Origin of the sequence: Pantoea sp. 18059 (assembly GCF_902706165.1) — a bacterium.
Classification (GTDB): Bacteria; Pseudomonadota; Gammaproteobacteria; order Enterobacterales; family Enterobacteriaceae; genus Pantoea; species Pantoea agglomerans.
In genome coordinates this window covers 1,468,149-1,485,708 of the sequence record NZ_CACSJS010000001.1, presented here as the reverse complement: position 1 = coordinate 1,485,708, position 17,560 = coordinate 1,468,149, and the positions used below count along the sequence as shown (strand labels likewise).

At 62.2% G+C, this 17,560-nt stretch carries 1 protein-coding gene; it reads left to right on the top strand.

The window, feature by feature from the left end; translation table 11 throughout:
- The coding region (locus GVJ63_RS06850) for an Ig-like domain-containing protein (RefSeq protein ID WP_159226602.1) at positions 1-17,519 on the top strand (17,519 nt) is incomplete at its 5' end.
- Between the last annotated feature and the right edge of the window lie 41 nt (positions 17,520-17,560).

Genomic DNA, 17,560 nt, shown 5'->3' with positions numbered 1-17,560 from the left:
GCGGTGGGGGTAACGGTGGCGGCAATGATGGTGGCACCGATCCTGGAACACCGGTCACGCCGGGGACGCCTGCTATCACGCTCAATGCATTCGCTGGCGATGATGTTCTGGATAACGCGGAAAAAAGCAGCGATCAGGTACTGAGCGGCACCACCAGTAATGTCGAAGCGGGTCAGATTGTCACTGTCACGCTGGGCGGCCAGACCTACAACGCCACCGTCGGTGCTGACGGCAGCTGGAGCGTTACTATCCCTGCTGCCGCGCTGGCGGGACTCGCCGCAGGCACCACCACCATCGACGTCAGCGTCACTAACGCGGCGGGCACGACGACCACCGGCAGCCTGCCCATTACCGTCGCGGCCGCCGATCCCGGCACACCGGCTGCGCCGTCCATTAGCCTGAACCCGTTTGCGGGCGATAACCTGCTGGATAACAGCGAAAAAACCACGCCACAAACGTTGTCCGGCAGCACCAGCAATGTCGAAGCGGGCCAGCAGGTCAGTGTGACATTGGGCGGACAGAGCTATAACGCCACTGTGGGGGCGGATGGCAGCTGGAGCGTCTCAATTCCGGCTGCCGCACTCTCGGCGCTGGCTGCAGGCAGCAGCACCATTTCGGTCAGTGTGACCAGCGCCGCGGGCACGGCGGCTGCCGCCAGCCTGGGTATCCAGGTGCAGGCACCTGACACCACCCCTGGTGTGCCAGCCCTGACGATCGCCCCGTTTACCGGCGACGACGTGCTGAGCAACGCAGAAAAAACCAGCGATCAGACTCTTAGCGGCAGCACCACCAACGTCGAAGCCGGGCAGATCGTCACGGTTACACTGGGCGGCCAGAGCTACAGCGGCAGCGTGGCAGGCGACGGTAGCTGGAGCATTACCGTGCCTGCTGATGCGCTGACCGCACTGGCATCCGGTACCACCACGGTGACTGCCACCGTTGCTAACCAGGCAGGAACCGCCGCCAGCGGTAGCCTGACCGTAAACGTAGAACCACCACTGACTCAGCCGGGTACGCCCGTTATCACCATCGATCAGTTTGCCGGTGATGACATTCTCAGCAATGCCGAGAAAAGCAGCAATCAGGTTCTTAGCGGCACCACCACCAATGTGGAAGCGGGCCAGATTGTCACCATCACGCTGGGCGATCAGACCTACAGCGCAGTAGTGGATGCGCAGGGCAACTGGAGCGTCACGCTCTCGCCTGCGGCACTGAATGCGCTGGCAGCCGGTTCGGTTGCGATTTCCGCGGTCGTCACCAGCCAGGCTGGCATTGAAGCCAGTGAAAACCGCGCGATCAGCATTGATACGCCGGTCGTTCCGGGCCCGCCATCCGTCACGCTGGATGATTTTGCCGGGGACAACGTGCTGAGTAATGGGGAGAAAGTCACCGATCAGACACTCACCGGCAGCACCAGCAATGTTGAACCCGGTCAGCTGGTAACAGTCACCCTGGGCGGCCAGACTTACAGCGGCAGCGTTGATTCGCAGGGCAACTGGAGCGTTACTTTGCCATCGGCGGCCCTGAGCGCCCTGGCGGCAGGTGAAACGACGCTGACGGTTTCAGTCAGCAATGTGGCCGGTGATACCGTGACCGGCACGCTGCCCATCACCGTGGAAGCGCCTGTCACACTGCCGGGCGAACCCACCGTCGCCATTGGTCAGTTTGCCGGGGATGACATCCTCAGCAACGATGAAAAAGGGACGGCCCAGACGCTCTCCGGCTCCACCACCAACATCGAAGCGGGCCAGACGGTGACCGTTACCTTCGGTGGCCAGACTTACCTTGGCACCGTCGATGGCAGTGGTAACTGGAGTGTAATTATTCCTGCAGCCGCGCTGGGTAACCTGCCGGCGGGATCTAATGCCATCAGCGTCACCGTCAACAATGCCGATGGCGTGAGCACTACCGAAATCCGCGATATCGCAGTTGAGACGCCAGTAACGGAACCGGGCGTGCCGTCTCTGACACTGAATGATTTCGCCGGCGACAACCTTCTGAGCAACGACGAAAAAGCGGTCGATCAGCTTGTCAGCGGTAGCACCAGTAATATCGAAACCGGGCAGATCGTGACGGTCACCCTGGGCGGTCAGACCTACAGTGCCAGCGTGCAGGGTGATGGCAGCTGGAGCGTCGCCGTGCCGTCAGCCGCGCTGAATGCGCTGGCAGCAGGCACCACCACACTGACCGTCTCGGTCAGTAATGCAGCGGGCGACACAGTCACTTCAACGCAGCCAGTCACTGTCGAAGCCCCGGTAACGCAGCCGGGTGAAGCCACCGTAACCATCGACGCCTTTGCCGGGGATGACATCCTCAGCAACAGCGAGAAAGCCAGCGATCAGCTGCTGAGCGGCACCACCACCAATATCGGTGAAGGCCAGCAGGTCACTGTCACTCTGAACGGAGAGACTTTTACCGCCACGGTCGGCGCGGATGGCAGCTGGAGCGTGTCGATTCCTGCCAGTTCACTGGCTGCGCTGACAGCCGGTAGCGCAGCCCTGAATGTGACGGTGACAGATCAGTCTGGTACTCAGATCACTGAAACCCGCGACTTCCTGGTGGAGTCAGCGGGCACTTCACCGAATGCCCCGACGCTAACCCTCAATGCCTTTGCTGACGACAACATCCTGAGCAACGATGAGAAGCTGGAAGCGCAGGCGGTCTCCGGCAGCACCACCAACGTCGAGGCGGGCCAGATTGTCACGGTGACGCTGGGCGGCCAGAGCTACAGCGGAACGGTTGGCGCCGACGGCAGCTGGAACATTGCCATTCCGGCCGATGCACTCGGTGCGCTGGCAGCAGGTTCTGCCTCGCTGGTGGTCACGGTCAGCAACGCGGCAGGCACCACCGTAAGTGACACGCTGCCGATCACGGTTGAGCCGCCGGTTACCGAGCCGGGCCAGCCCACTATCACGCTCGATCAGTTCGCCGTGGATGACGTGCTGAGCAACGATGAGAAAACCAGCGATCAGCTGCTGAGCGGCAGCTCAACCAATGTCGAGGCGGGTCAGGTCGTGACCGTAACGCTGGGCGACCAGACTTACAGCGCCACGGTCGGCGCGGATGGCAGCTGGAGCCTGAGCGTCCCGGCCAGCGCGCTGGCGGCACTGACGGCGGGCAACGCGACTATCGCGGCCACAGTTACCAATCAGGCGGGCGTAACAGTCAGCGAAGATCGGGTGATTGCGGTGGAAGCGCCAGCGGAACCGGGTACGCCGACGGTGACGATCGCCCTGTTTGCCGGTGACGATCTGCTGGATAACAGCGAAAAAGCGCTGGACCAGACGCTGTCCGGCAGCACCAGCAACGTGGAGGCGGGCCAGACGGTCACCATTACCCTGGGCGGCCAAAATTACACTGCGCTGGTCAACGCGGATGGCAGCTGGAGCACGCAGATCCCCTCTGCGGCGCTCAGCGCACTGGCGGCGGGCAGCAGCACCATCGCGGTCAGCGTCACAACGGCGGCAGGCGCCTCAGCTACCGACACCCGCGATATTAACGTCGCCCCGGCGGCAGGCGAACCTGGCGTGGTTTCCATTAGTGAACCTGTCAGCCTTGATGGTTTCCTGAATCAGCAGGAGCTGAGCAGCGATCTGATCATCAGCGGCTCTGCAGTGGGCGTTAACCCGGGCCAGGCGGTGCAGGTTAACTTTAACGGCAGCAATTACAGTGCGGTAGTGAACAGCAATGGCTTCTGGAGCGTCACTGTTCCGGCAGGCGATCTCACCACTATCACCGACGGCGTAAAACTGATTTCGGTCACCACCACCGACGCCACCGGCGCACTGCTGACCGACTCCGCTCAGCTGAATGTGGTCGCAGCCACGCTGCCGCAAATCACGCTGGAGGAGAGCGCGATCACCGACGGCCTTCTCAACCGGGTGGAAGCGGGCAGCGATCTGCTGATCGGCGGCAGCACCGGCAAAGCCGTGCCGGGCCAGCAGGTTGAACTGGAACTTAACGGTAAAACCTACAGCACCACGGTCAATGCAGACGGCAGCTGGAGCCTGGCGCTGCCGGCCGCCGATCTCGCCTTACTGCCACAGGGCGCCAACAGCCTGATCATTACCGCGATTGATGAAGCAGGCAACCGCGTGGATGAGACGCTCAACTTCAGCGTCGACACGCTGCCACCGAATCTGATTGTGGCAGAGGTCGCAGGCGGCGATGGCATTCTCAACAGCAGCGAAGTGGCTGCCGGTCTGCCGGTCAGCGGTTCAGGTGCGTTGCCGGGCGAAGTGGTGTCTGTCTCGCTGAATAACGAGAGTTACAGCGCCACCGTAGATGGGCAGGGCAACTGGACGGTGGATCTGCCGCCAGCGGCGCTGCAGGCCCTGTCAGATGGCAGCAGCTATACGCTGGTAGTTACGCTGACTGATGCCAGCGGTAACACCACCACGCAGACGCAGCCCCTGGCGGTCAGCACGCAGCCTCCGGTTGCAACCGTTACCGCACCGGGCGGTGATGGCGTCCTGACCAACAACGAACTCACTACGCCGCTGCAAATCAGCGGAACCGGCACCCCGGGCGACAGCGTGACGGTGGAATTAAACGGTAAGTCCTACACCGCCATTGTTGACGAAAACAGTAACTGGAGTGCATCCGTCCCGGTGGCCGATCTCGGCACGCTGACCAATCAGACCTATCCGGTGACCGTCACCGTGACCGATCCGGCCGGTAACATCAGCACTCAGAATACGGAACTGCGGGTGGCTACCGCGGTGCCCGCTCTGACGCTCAACGATCTCAGCGATGATGGCGTGATCAACGTCAGCGACGCGCAGCAGCCGCTAATCGTCAGCGGAACCGGCGACGAAGGCGACATCATCCGCGTCACGCTGAATAACGTGGCCTACAGCGCCGTGGTGGCGCAGGGTGGCAGCTGGAGTGTCACCGTTCCGGCATCCGACCTGGCAAATGTGCCCAACGGTACCCAACCGGTATCGGTAGTGGCGACAGACGCCGATGGTAATACCACGCCAGCCAGCAGTTCACTGATTTTCGCCACAACACCGCCGTTGCTGGAAGTCTCCACGCCGGGCAGTGATGGTTATATCAATATCGCTGAACACACTCAGGATCTCACACTCGACGGACGCGGGGGGGCCCAGGGCGACACCGTCACGGTGAGTTTCAATGGCGAGACCTACACCGCCACCGTGGATACCGATGGCGCGTGGAGTGTTACGGTGCCCGCCGCGATTATCAGCCAACTGGGTGACGCAACCTATCCGGTGGATGTGGTACTCAGCGATGCATATGGTAACAGCAGCACCGTACCGACCAGCGTCACTGTGCTGGCGGCAACGTCGCCGGCGCTGACCATTAATCCCGTGACCGGCGATAATCAGGTCGACAGCGCTGAACAGCTCACCGACATTCTGGTCACCGGTAACGTCACCGGCGTACCGGCAGGTCAGCCGGTATTGCTGACCATCAATGGCCAGTCTTACGATGGCGTAGTACAGGCGAACGGTAGCTGGAGTGTGTCGCTGCCAGCCGGATCGCTGGGCGGTGCAGGCGATAAAACCTTCACCGTGGCGATTACCGATGTGGCCGGTAACCCGGCGCTGCCTGCTGAAGGGCAGTTTAGCGTGGTTACTTCACCCGTACCGTCGCTGTCGATTGCCCCAATCAGTGACGACAATGCGCTGAATGCCCTGGAGGCGCAGAGCGATCTTATCCTCAGCGGCGGTTCAGCGAACCTGCCGGCTAACAGCCCGATCAGCGTAACGCTGGTGACTGGCGGCACCGTCTACACCACCACAACCGATGAAACCGGTGCGTGGACCCTGACCGTGCCGGCTGCCGATCTGGTGACGCTGCCGCAGGGCACGACCACCGTTACCGTCTCTTCGGGTGATGTGCAGAACAGCCTGCCGCTGCTGGTGGCGACCGCGCCGCTGGCAGACCCGCAAATCAACACGCCATTCACTGACGGCATACTCAATACCGATGAAGCCAGCGCGGCGCAGACGCTGACCGGCACAGTGCTGCCAGGCCAGGCGGTCAGCGTGACCCTGGGCGGTACCAGCTATCCGGCCACTGTAGACGCGAATGGTGAATGGAGCGTGACGATACCCGCAGACAGACTGCAGGCACTTGCGCAGGGAAGCAATCCGATTACCGTGACGGTGAGTGATGAAGCGGGTAACAGTACCAGCATCAGCGAGCCGCTGATTGTTGATACCGGCGTACCGGCGCTGACCGTTAACCCGATTGCCACCGATGGCACGATTAATGAGGCTGAAACCGCCACCGATCTGACCCTCAGCGGCACCGTTACGCCAGGTAGTAGCGTCAGCCTTGCGCTGAATGGCCAGACCTATGACGCAGTGGTTGCCGCCGATGGCAGCTGGACCGCCACCGTGCCTGCTGCGAATCTGCAACAGTTGCCAGATGGCCGTTACGATCTCAACGTGACCGTCACCACCGTCAGCGGCAACGTCGCCACTACGCCAGTGTCGGTTACCGTGGATACCACGGCACCAGACTTCAGTATCGCTGCGCCCGCGGGTGATGGCGTGCTGAATATCGCTGAGCAGGCGGCAGGGTTCAGTTTCAGCGGCGCAGGCAGTGAAGGCGACCGCGTCAGTGTGACGCTGAATGGCGTGACCTACACCGGCACCGTTGATGGTGACGGAAACTGGGCGCTGGCTGTTCCGCCAGCGGCGCTTGCCGGTCTGACCAATGGCAGCAGCTATCCGGTGGTGGTCACCGTCACCGACGCGGCCGGTAACAGCAGCAGCCAGAACAGTGCCCTGACGGTTGCGACTACGCCGCCTCCGCTGGTCGTCGCGCCGGTCAGCGGTGATAACGCGCTGAACGTCGGGGAACTGGCAGAGCCGCTGGTGGTGAGTGGCAGTGGTCAGAATGGCGACGTGGTCACGGTGCAGCTCAATGACCAGCTCTACAGCACCACCGTTGGCGTTAACGGCCAGTGGACGCTGCAGATCGCCCCTGAAGCACTGGCGGCACTGCCTCCTGGCAGTAATCTGGTGACGGTGACGGAAACCAGTGCTAACGGGAATCAGAGCAGCCAGGTGGTTGATCTGAATGTGGCAACCGCGCCGGACGTGCAGCCTGTACTGACTATCGACAGCAGCACCTTCGCCGGTGACGGCATCGTTACGGCAGCGGAGCAGCTGCAGCCGATAACGGTGCGCGGCAGCAGCACGAATGTCGAACCGGGCCAGCAGGTGATCATCTCCCTGAATGGCATCGAATACAGCGGTGTGGTCGAGGCCAGCGGCAACTGGAGCATTATTCTGCCTGCGGGTGCCCTGGCTGAACTGGGAGAAGGCACTCAGACGCTGAACGTCAGCGTCATCAACGCCGTCGGTAACACCGCCAGCAGCCCGCTTGACTTCAGTGTGGACAACACCCTGCCGTCGATCGCGCTGGCACCCGTCAGTGACGACAACTACCTCAATGCGCAGGAATTGGGTGGCGCCGTCGTGGTCAGCGGCAGCACCAGCGGTCTGCCTGATGGCAGCATTGTTACCGTGCTGGCCAACGGCACCACGGTCAGCACCACCGTGACGGCAGATGGAAGCTGGAGCCTGACCTTACCGGCAGGCACCTTTACCGGATCGGCAGACGGCCCGCAGACCATCACCGCCACCGCCAGCGACGCTAACGGACAGCCGCTGGCGACCAGCGACGCTACCCTGACGGTGATCGCCACTGCATTGCCGGTGGCGACCCCGGGCGTGGCCTTTGATGATGGCATTCTGAACGGTGAGGAAGCCGCCGCCGGTGGCACGATCACCGGTAACACGGGCGTGACCGGCGACGGCCAGACCGTCGTCGTGACGCTGGGCGGCAACAACTACAGCGGCACGGTCGATGCCGCAGGCAACTGGCAGGTCGCCGTTCCGGCCGATGTCTTGTCTGCATTGCCGCAGGGTAATAGTGGCTACACCGTGGTCGTCAGTGATGTAGCGGGCAACAGCAGCCAGGCTGATGGCAACCTGGTGGTGGATACACTGCCTCCGGTGCTGAACTTCATTACGCCATCCGATGGCATCATTAACGCCGCTGAAAGTCAGCAGCCGCTGACGCTGACCGGCAGCAGCGAAGCTAACGCCCTGATTGTGGCCAGCTTCAACGGCACCACCCTGAGCACCACCGCTGACGTCAACGGCGTCTGGTCGCTGGAGCTGCCCGCCACGGTTTACACCGGGCTGGGCAACGGCAGCTATCCGCTGACCGTGACCGCCAGCGATGCGGCAGGAAATGCCACCACCACCAGCCGCGACCTGGCGCTGAAAGTGGAGCCAGGCACACTGCCGACCCTGACGCTGGATGCCTTTGCCGGTAACAATGTGGTCGATGGCGCGGAGCGCCTCACCGATCAACGTCTCTCCGGCACCACCACCAACGTCGAAGCGGGTCAGCTGGTTACCGTCACCGTTGACGGCACAGTCTACAGCGCCGCCGTGCAGGCGAGCGGGGCATGGAGCCTGATCGTGCCAGCCGGTGCGCTGGCCGCGATTAATGATGGCAGCGCCAGTTTTACCGTGGCAGTCAGCGATGTGGCGGGCAACACCTCCACCAGCAATCTCACCTTTGACGTCAACAGCAATGCCTCTGGCCTGGCGATGGATGCCATCAGCGAAGATAACTACCTGAATGCGCAGGAGCTGGGTCAGGCCCTGGTCGTCACCGGTACGTCGGTGAACGTGACAGAGGGCAGCACGGTCACGTTGCTGTTTAACAACATCAGCTACACCGCGCAGGTCTCGGCCAGCGGCCGCTGGACAGTGATCGTTCCGGCTGAGGCACTGACGGCGCTCGCCGATGGACCTTACACCCTGACGGTCACCGCAACGGACAGCGGCGGGGCGACTCTGAGCAGCGAGGCAGCGCTCAGCGTGCTGGCGACGCTGCCAGCACCGCAGATCGTCTCGGCCTTTGGCGATGGCCTGCTCAACAGCAGCGAGATCGCCACAGCACAAACTCTGAGCGGCACCACCGGCATAACCGGTGACGGCCAGACGGTGAGCGTGCTGCTGAATGGCGCAACCTACAACGGCACCGTCGATGGCAATGGCAACTGGCAGATCAGCGTGCCGGCTTCCGCGCTGGCCGGCCTGCCGGAAGATCTCCTGAACTATACCGTCACAGTCCAGGATGCAGCGGGTAACACCGGCAGCAGCCAGGGCAGCGTGACGGTGGATCTGACGCCACCGACCCTGACACTGAATACGGTTGCGGGCGATAACAGTATCAATATTGCCGAAAGCACCGCGCCGATTGTTCTCAGCGGCAACAGCAATGCCGAAGCCGGACAGCAGGTCACCATTACCCTGAACAATCAGACCTGGACCACCACGGTTGACCAGAACGGCGAGTGGAATCTGACGCTGCCTGCGGGTTCGCTGGCCGGCATTCCGGCCGGGGCGTACATTCTGACCGTGACGGTCAGCGATGCGGCGGGTAACCCGGTAACCGAAACGCGTGAAATCACCGTGGCGACGGCGTCGCTGGCCGTCAGCATAGACACCCCGTTTGGCGATGGTTATCTGAACCTGGCGGAACAGGGGGTCGGTCAGACGCTGACCGGCAGCACCGGTGTAGCGGGCAACGGCCAGACCGTCAGCGTGACGCTGGGCGGGAATGAGTATTCCGCTACGGTGGATGCGCAGGGTAACTGGACGCTGACCTTAACAGCAGATCAGGTGCAGACGCTGGGCGAGGGGGTTACTACGCTGGTGGTCAATGCCAGCGATGCCGCCGGTAACAGTGGTTCGCTGACCAGCGCCGTTACGGTCGATCTCACACCGCCAGTGCTGACCGTCAATGCCATCGGCGGCGACAACATCATCAATTCGGTAGAGGTGCTGGAAGCGGTCGCTATCAGCGGCAGTGCGTCGGTAGCGGATGCCGGACAGACAGTCACCGTCAGCTTCCAGAACGTCGATTACACCACTCAGGTGCTCTCTGACGGCACCTGGGAGGTGACACTGCCAGCCAGCGTCGTGCAGGGGCTGGCAGACGGCAGCTACACCGTTGCTGTCTCGATGACCGATGCGGCGGGGAACCCGGCCACGGCCACCCAGACCCTGACGCGTGATGCTGACACTCTGAACCTGCCAACCCTGACCATCGGGACCATCAGTGACGATAATTTCCTTAACCAGGCGGAGTCGCTACAGGATCTGAACATCGGCGGCACCAGTAACAACCTGGTGGAAGGCCAGCTGGTGACGGTGACGCTGAATAACATTCAGTACAGCGGCACGGTGGCAGCCGACGGCAGCTGGACGGTGACCGTTCCGGCCGCCGATCTGGGTAATCTGCCGGATGGCGATCAGCTGCTGGTCGTGGTCTCAGCGGATACGTCTGGCAATCCGGCCAGCGCCAGCACCAGCCTGGTCGTGCTGGCCAGCGAGCAGGTTCAGCCGACGCTGACCATGAACGTGGTAGCCGGCGATGATGTGATTAACGCCACCGAGGCCACAGCGGATGTCGCGGTCAGCGGCAGCAGCACCCTGCTGGCAGCGGGTACGCTGGTGACGGTGTCGTTTAACGGCACTGACTACAGCACCACGCTCGACGCTGACGGCAACTGGACGGTGAATGTGCCGTCTGCTGCCTTTACCAGCGTGGATCCGGGCAGCACGCAAATCTTTACCGTGACCGCCACTGATGTCGCAGGCAATCCGGCGACCGCCACTCAGGAGGTCAGTTTCATTACCACACCGCCTGCGCTGACGAATATCACGGTCGACGCGGGAGATACCCTTAACCTGGCGGAGTCGCTGCAGGATCTCACCATCAGCGGCAGCACCACCGGCGCATTGCCGGTGACGGTGACGCTGAATAACGTCAGCTATACCACCACGGCCGATGCCGACGGTAACTGGTCACTTACTATTCCGACCGCTGACCTGCAGCAGCTGGCGGACGGCCCCAATGCGATTACCGTTTCGGTCACCGACGCGGCGGGCAATATCACCACGGATAGCACCACGACACTGGACGTAGCGTTTAATACCCTGCCAGCGCTGACGCTGAATACGCCGTTTGGCGATGCGCTGATCAGTGCGGCAGATGCGGAAGGGGCGTTAACGCTGAGTGGTGACAGTACCAATCTGCCGGAAGGCAGCGTGGTGAACATCTCTGTAGGCGGGCAGAACTTCAGCACCACCACGGATGCCAGCGGTAACTGGACGCTGAACCTGGCACCGGGCGCGCTGACGGGCCTGGCCGATGGACTGACCCAGGTGGTGGTCAGCGCCGCGGATGGTGCCGGTAATCCGGCGCAGGTTACTGCAGGCGTTGAGATCCTGCAGAGTGATCCTGTTTCAGCCGCCTTCGACACGATATTGTTCGGCGATAACATCATTAATATCAGCGAAGCCGGTTCCGTTCAGCTGGTCACCGGCACCTCCATCGTCGTGCCGGGCCAGACCCTGAGCGTCACGGTAGGCGATGACAATATCCCGCTGTCGGTGACGGTCGATGCCAATGGCAACTGGACTGCCAGCCTGCCCCCAGAGTTCATTGCCAGCCTGGGAACCGGTGAACATACCCTGACCCTCACCACCACGGATCGGGCCGGTAACAGCATTGAAACGACCAAAACGTTCGTCGCTGCGATTACGCCGATTGCTAATCCAACGCTGGATACGCCATTTATTGATGGCCGTATCAATGCTGAAGAGGCCGCCGCAGGCGGATCCCTGACCGGTGCGGTGAATATTAATAACGCCGCATCGGTCACGGTGACCGTTAATGGCACCCTCTATTCTGCGACGCTGACTGAGGGTGGTTCACGCTGGTCACTGGATCTGCCGCCTTCTGTATTGCAGTCACTGCCGGATGGCAACTGGCCGGTGAGCGTGACGGTTACCGATGCGAACGGCAACGTCGGCAGCACCAGTGGCACTGTGCTGGTGGCCGTGAATGCGCTGCCGGACGTGACGCTGAACCTGCCGTTTGGCGACGGTGCGCTGAACGCAGCAGAGGCGGCCGGTGAACAGATCCTCAGTGGCACAACCGGCATTACCGGTGCCGGACAGACGGTAACGGTGCTCATCTCCGGCTTTAACAACGGTCAGCCGCTGGCAGCCACGGTGCAGACCGATGGCAGCTGGTCTCTGGCCCTGTCGCCAGCGCAGTTAGCCACCTTCACCAGCGGCACCCACACCATTACCGTGACGGCGACCGATATCGCGGGTAACAGCGACGCGACGGCGCAGAACGTGGTGACAGAGGTGGCGCTGCCTGTGCCGACCTTCAACCCAGGCGCATTTGGCGGCGACAACCTGCTGAACATCAGTGAAGCCGCGGCAGGGGTGACCCTGACCGGCACCACCGGCAGTGTCGGGGCGAACCAGGCGGTCAGCATTACCGTGGATGTCAACGGCAGCCTCTATTCTGGCACGGTGGCAAGCAACGGTAACTGGACTGTTAACATTCCTGCCAACGCCCTGAGTTCACTGGGTGACGGTGCGCAATCACTGACGGTTAACGTCGTGGATGCGGCGGGCAACAGCGCATCGGCGCAGCTGCCGTTCACCGCAGATCTCAGCGCGCCGCAGCCTGCGGTCAATCCGGAATTCCTTGGCAGTTATGTGAATGGCGGCGATGTGGCCGCGGGAGTAACGCTGAGCGGAACCACCGGTGAGGCGGGCGCGAATCAGACTGTGCAGCTTACGCTTGGCGGCACAACCTATTCCGCGACAGTGGATGCCAATGGGAACTGGACGGTGCCACTGACAACGGCGGAGCTTTCACTTCTGCCGGATGCCACCTATCCGGTTACCGTGACGGCAACCGATGCGGCGGGCAACAGCACCACCATTAACAGCTCGCTGGTGCTCGACACCACACCGCCGGTGCTTAATGTTGCCGCCTTTACCGGTGACAATGCGCTGAACTACACCGAGAGCATTCAGCCGCAGAGTCTCAGCGGCACCGCAGCGGGAGCCGAGCCGGGATCAGTGGTTTCGATCTCACTGAATGACACGCTGCTTGGCACCGCGATAGTGACAGCCAACGGCAACTGGAGTGTAACGCTGACGCCAGAACAGATGGCCACCTTTGGTCCATCGACGACCCTGGCGCTGGCAGTGACCGATCTGGCAGGCAATACCGCCAACGGCACGGTTGCGCTGACGGTTGATCTTACCCCACCGCCAGGGCCGCTGGTTACGCTGGGCACGGTCTCGGGCGACAACATCATCAGCACCCAGGACGTGGCGGGTGGTGTGGTAGTGAGTGGCACCTCCGCTAACCTCGGCGCGGGTGGGGTAGTGACGGTGTCGATCAATGGTCAGGAGTACGCGACTACGCTGGATGGGTCGGGCAACTGGTCAACGGCGGCATTGCCGGTCAGCGCCTTTGGCAATGCGGACGGCAGCGTCGCCATCACGGTGAATGCTACCGACGGCACTACCCCTGTGACCACCAGCGGTAACGTGCTGATCGACCTTACGCCACCGGCACTGACTCTCAATCCGTTTACCGGTGACAACCAGGTCAATGGCAATGAAAGTGCCACCAGCCAGGCCATCAGTGGCACCGCCGATCTCAGCGAAGTGGGTCGCACGGTGGTGGTGACCTTCAATAATCAGACCTACAACGCCGTGGTGCAGAGCAACGGCACCTGGTCCACAACGGTTCCTGCCAGCGCGATGCAGGCTCTTCCCGATGGCAGCTCGCCGGTGATCACCGCGCAGCTGGCGGATGCGGCTGGTAACGTGACGACGACCACCCAGACGGTGACGGTGGATACCGCCGCGCCGCTGGTCCAGGTCGACGCGTTCCTCGGCGACAACGTGATCAACGCCGCTGACCTGGTGCTAAGCCAGGTGCTGACCGGCAGCGCGCAGGGAGCAGAAGGCCAGACCATCGGTCTCTATCTGGGCGATGCCGCGCCGATCGCCACCGCGACGGTGGGTGCTGACGGACGCTGGAGCATCGATCTCGCGCCGGATGTCCTGTCGAGTCTCACTGACGGTGCGCTGGTGTTTGGCGTGCGGGTCAATGACGGTGCGGGCAACCAGACCGACGCCACGCTGACGGTCAACAAAGTGGTCAACAGTGCGCTGACGCTGGTGGTCGACTCGGTGTTCGGAGACGGCACGCTCAGCGCGCTGGATACTACGGTGGCGCAGACTATCTCCGGGGTTGCGACCTCGGCGGGCGTGGGTGCCACGGTATCGGTGGTGCTGGGCGGCACAACGCTCTCTGCGTCAGTGGGCCAGGATGGTAAATGGGCCATCGTGGTGCCGCCTTCGGTGCTGGGCCTGTTAAGTGATGGCAATCTTGCGCTTGACGTCACCCTGACCGATGCCGCGGGTAACACCCGCACCGTCGGTGAAACCGTCACCGCGATTGTCGATGCGGTGCCGGTGGTTGGCGCGCTCACCGGGCTGTTTGGCGGTGATAACCTGCTGAACATTGCGGAAGCCGCTGCCGGACAGCTGGTCAGTGGCGTGATAGAAAATGCGGCTGTGGGTTCCCAGGTAACGGTCACCTTTGGCAGCAAGAGTTACAGCACGACGGTGCAGGCGGGTGGAGTGTGGAGCGTTAACCTGCCGGGCAGCGATCTGACCTCTCTGCTGGATGGCAATCTGACGCTGGGTGTCAGCGTCAGAGACGTGGCGGGCAATGTCGCCTCCAGCAGCGCATCCATCGGCATCTTTACTCAGACGCCATCAATCTCGCTGACCTCACTGTTTGGTGATGGGGTGCTAAACCTGGCTGATATCGCCACCGGACAGGTGATCAGCGGGGTGGTGAACAACGTCGCGCAGGGCAGTGTGGTGACGCTCTCGGTTGGCAATAGCCAGGTGACCGCCACCGTGGGTGCGGGTGGGGCGTTCAGCGCCACGGTGACGCCAGATATTCTGGGCACGCTGGCGCAGGGCAACCTGACGGTGGGCGCATCGGTAACGGATGCGGCGGGCAATACCGCCAGCACCAGCGCCGGTATCCGGGTCGATACGCTGCTGCCGACCATCACCGTGAATCCGCTGTTTGGCGACGGTCTGCTGAACGTGGCGGATTCGCTGGTTACCCAGGTGATCGGTGGGGTGATTGGCGGCGCGGAAGCGGGATCGCGCGTGGTGGTGTCGGTAGGTTCACAGCAGTTGCTGACGGCGACCGATGCCAATGGCAACTTTAACGTCTCGCTGACGCCAGCGCTGTTGCAGGGGATTGCAGATGGCAATCTGACCGTGGGCATCAGTGTCACCGACAGCGCGGGTAACACCAACAGCACCACGGCCGGGGCACTGGTCGGTATTCACAACCTGCCGAAAGTCACCCTCAATCCGCTGTTTGGCGACGGCGTGCTGAACCTGGCGGAGTCACTGGTGACTCAGACCATCAGCGGCACGGTCTCCGGGCTGGCTGCGGGTAGCAGCGTCAGGCTGGCAATTGGCAACACCATCGTCGACGCGCAGGTCAACGCGGATGGCAGTTTCTCAACCGCCGTCTCGCCAGCGATTCTGTCAACGCTGCTGAACGGTAACTTTACCGTCAGCGCGGCCGTCACCGATCCGGTCGGAAACGTCAGCAGCACCAGCGCGGGCGTGTCACTGGGACTGTTCCAGCCGACCCTGTCGGTGAATACGGTGTTTGGCGATGGTGTGCTGAGCGCCGCGGATCTGGCCTCTAACCAGACCCTGAGCGGGACGTCCAGCCTCTCTGCCGGTTCAACCGTCAGCGCCACGCTGAATGGCCTGACCTACACCACCAAAGTGGTCAGCGGCGGCAACTGGAGTATTACCGTCCCGAAAGCGGATCTTGTTGCTATCACTGACGGCAGTAAAACCGTCACGGTCACCGGCACCGATGCCTACGGTAACGTGGCAAACAGCAGCGGAACGCTGAGCGTCATCAGTCAGTCGACGCCGGTGGTCGCCATTACCTCGCTGTTTGGTGACAGTGCGCTGAGCGCGGTGGATGTGAAAACGGCGCAGACCATCAGCGGCACCGCCAGCAACGCCGAGGGATCGGTTGTGCGCGTCACGCTGGGTGGTCAGACTTACAGCACCACGGTGAGCAGCAACGGCAACTGGAGTCTCTCTGTTCCGGCGGCTAACCTTGCTGCCATTACTGACGGTCTGCAGACTGTCACCGCCAGCGTGACCAACGGTGCGGGCAGCATTGGCAACACCTCGGCGTCGCTGGGTGTGGTCAGTCACACCACGCCAACGGTCAGCGTCAACAGCTTCTTTGGCGGCGATGGCTACCTCAATATTGCGGAAGCCAACAGTACTGAAACCATCAGAGGAACCAGCACCAACGCGGCGGGCGGCACGGTGACGGTGAACGTGGCGGGCAATATCCTCACCACTACTATTGGTGCGAATGGCGCATGGAGCATCAGCGTGCCGTCAGCGACGCTGAAAGGGATCGCCGATGGCAGCCATCCTCTCACCGTCACGGTGGCGGATATTGGCGGCAACACCGCAACCAGCACCAGCAGCTTTACCGCGCTGTCGCACAATCAGCCGCTGGTCGGGGTCGATCCGGTGCTGAGCATCGTCGGTTCCTTACTGGCGGGTCTGGTGGTGCAGGGGGGATCGCTGAATGCCGCGCAGGGCTCGAAAGTGAACGTTACGCTGCTGCTCTCCAACGGCAACAACGGCCCGACGCTGAACACCACGACCGATGCGCTGGGGCGTTACGCGGTTAACTTCTCACCTTCACTGCTGTCGGTGGGGGGCCTGCTGCTGTCGCTGGGAACGCTGGCGAAAGTCACGATTACCGACGCGGCCGGTAACAGCTACTCGACCACCAATACCCTGTTACTGGGTGCCGTGCTACCGGTGACGCTGGCGGCAAACGAATCGGTTGCGCTGTTCTCGGTGGCGGATGACAGCGCTACTGTCGCCAGCGCGGAGACGCAGCATAACAGCAGCACCAGCAGCGACGAGAGCAGCGCCCATGTGGCGGTGGCTTCCACGCTGATCACCGAAGCGGATACCGTGACACCCGTCGGCAGCAGTGAAAACGCGGCGGCAAATGACGCCGCGGTGGCAGCGGCACCGGCAGAGGAGGCGGGGTACACCATCGGCGGCGTCGTGATTACGCTGGCCGATGGCAGCACCATTGAGGGGGCGACAGTAACCGGCAGCAGCGGGGCGGATATCGTGACGGTCAGTGACCTTAACTTTACCCATATTGATGGCGGCGCAGGCACCGATACCCTGGTGCTGAATGGTGAGCATCTCAGTCTGGATCTCACCGCGCTGGGCCTGAAGGTCGAACACATTGAGGTGCTCGATTTGGGTAAAACCGGAACCAACTCCGTGAAGCTCGATCTCAATGAAGCACTCAATATCACGGATAAGCAGAGTGACGATTTGCTGATCAAAGGCGCAGATGGCAGCCAGGTGACACTGGCTAACAGCAACGGCGGAATCTGGGAAGTGACGGGCGAGCGTACCGTTGAGGGCAGAGTCTTTGAGATCTACCACAACTCGGCGCTGACCAGTGATAACACCCTGGGCGATGTGCTGGTGCAGCAGAACCTGCAGGTTCATGTTGTGTAGTGACTGAAAGGTCTGTTCAGAAGATGAACAGAGCGGGTGCG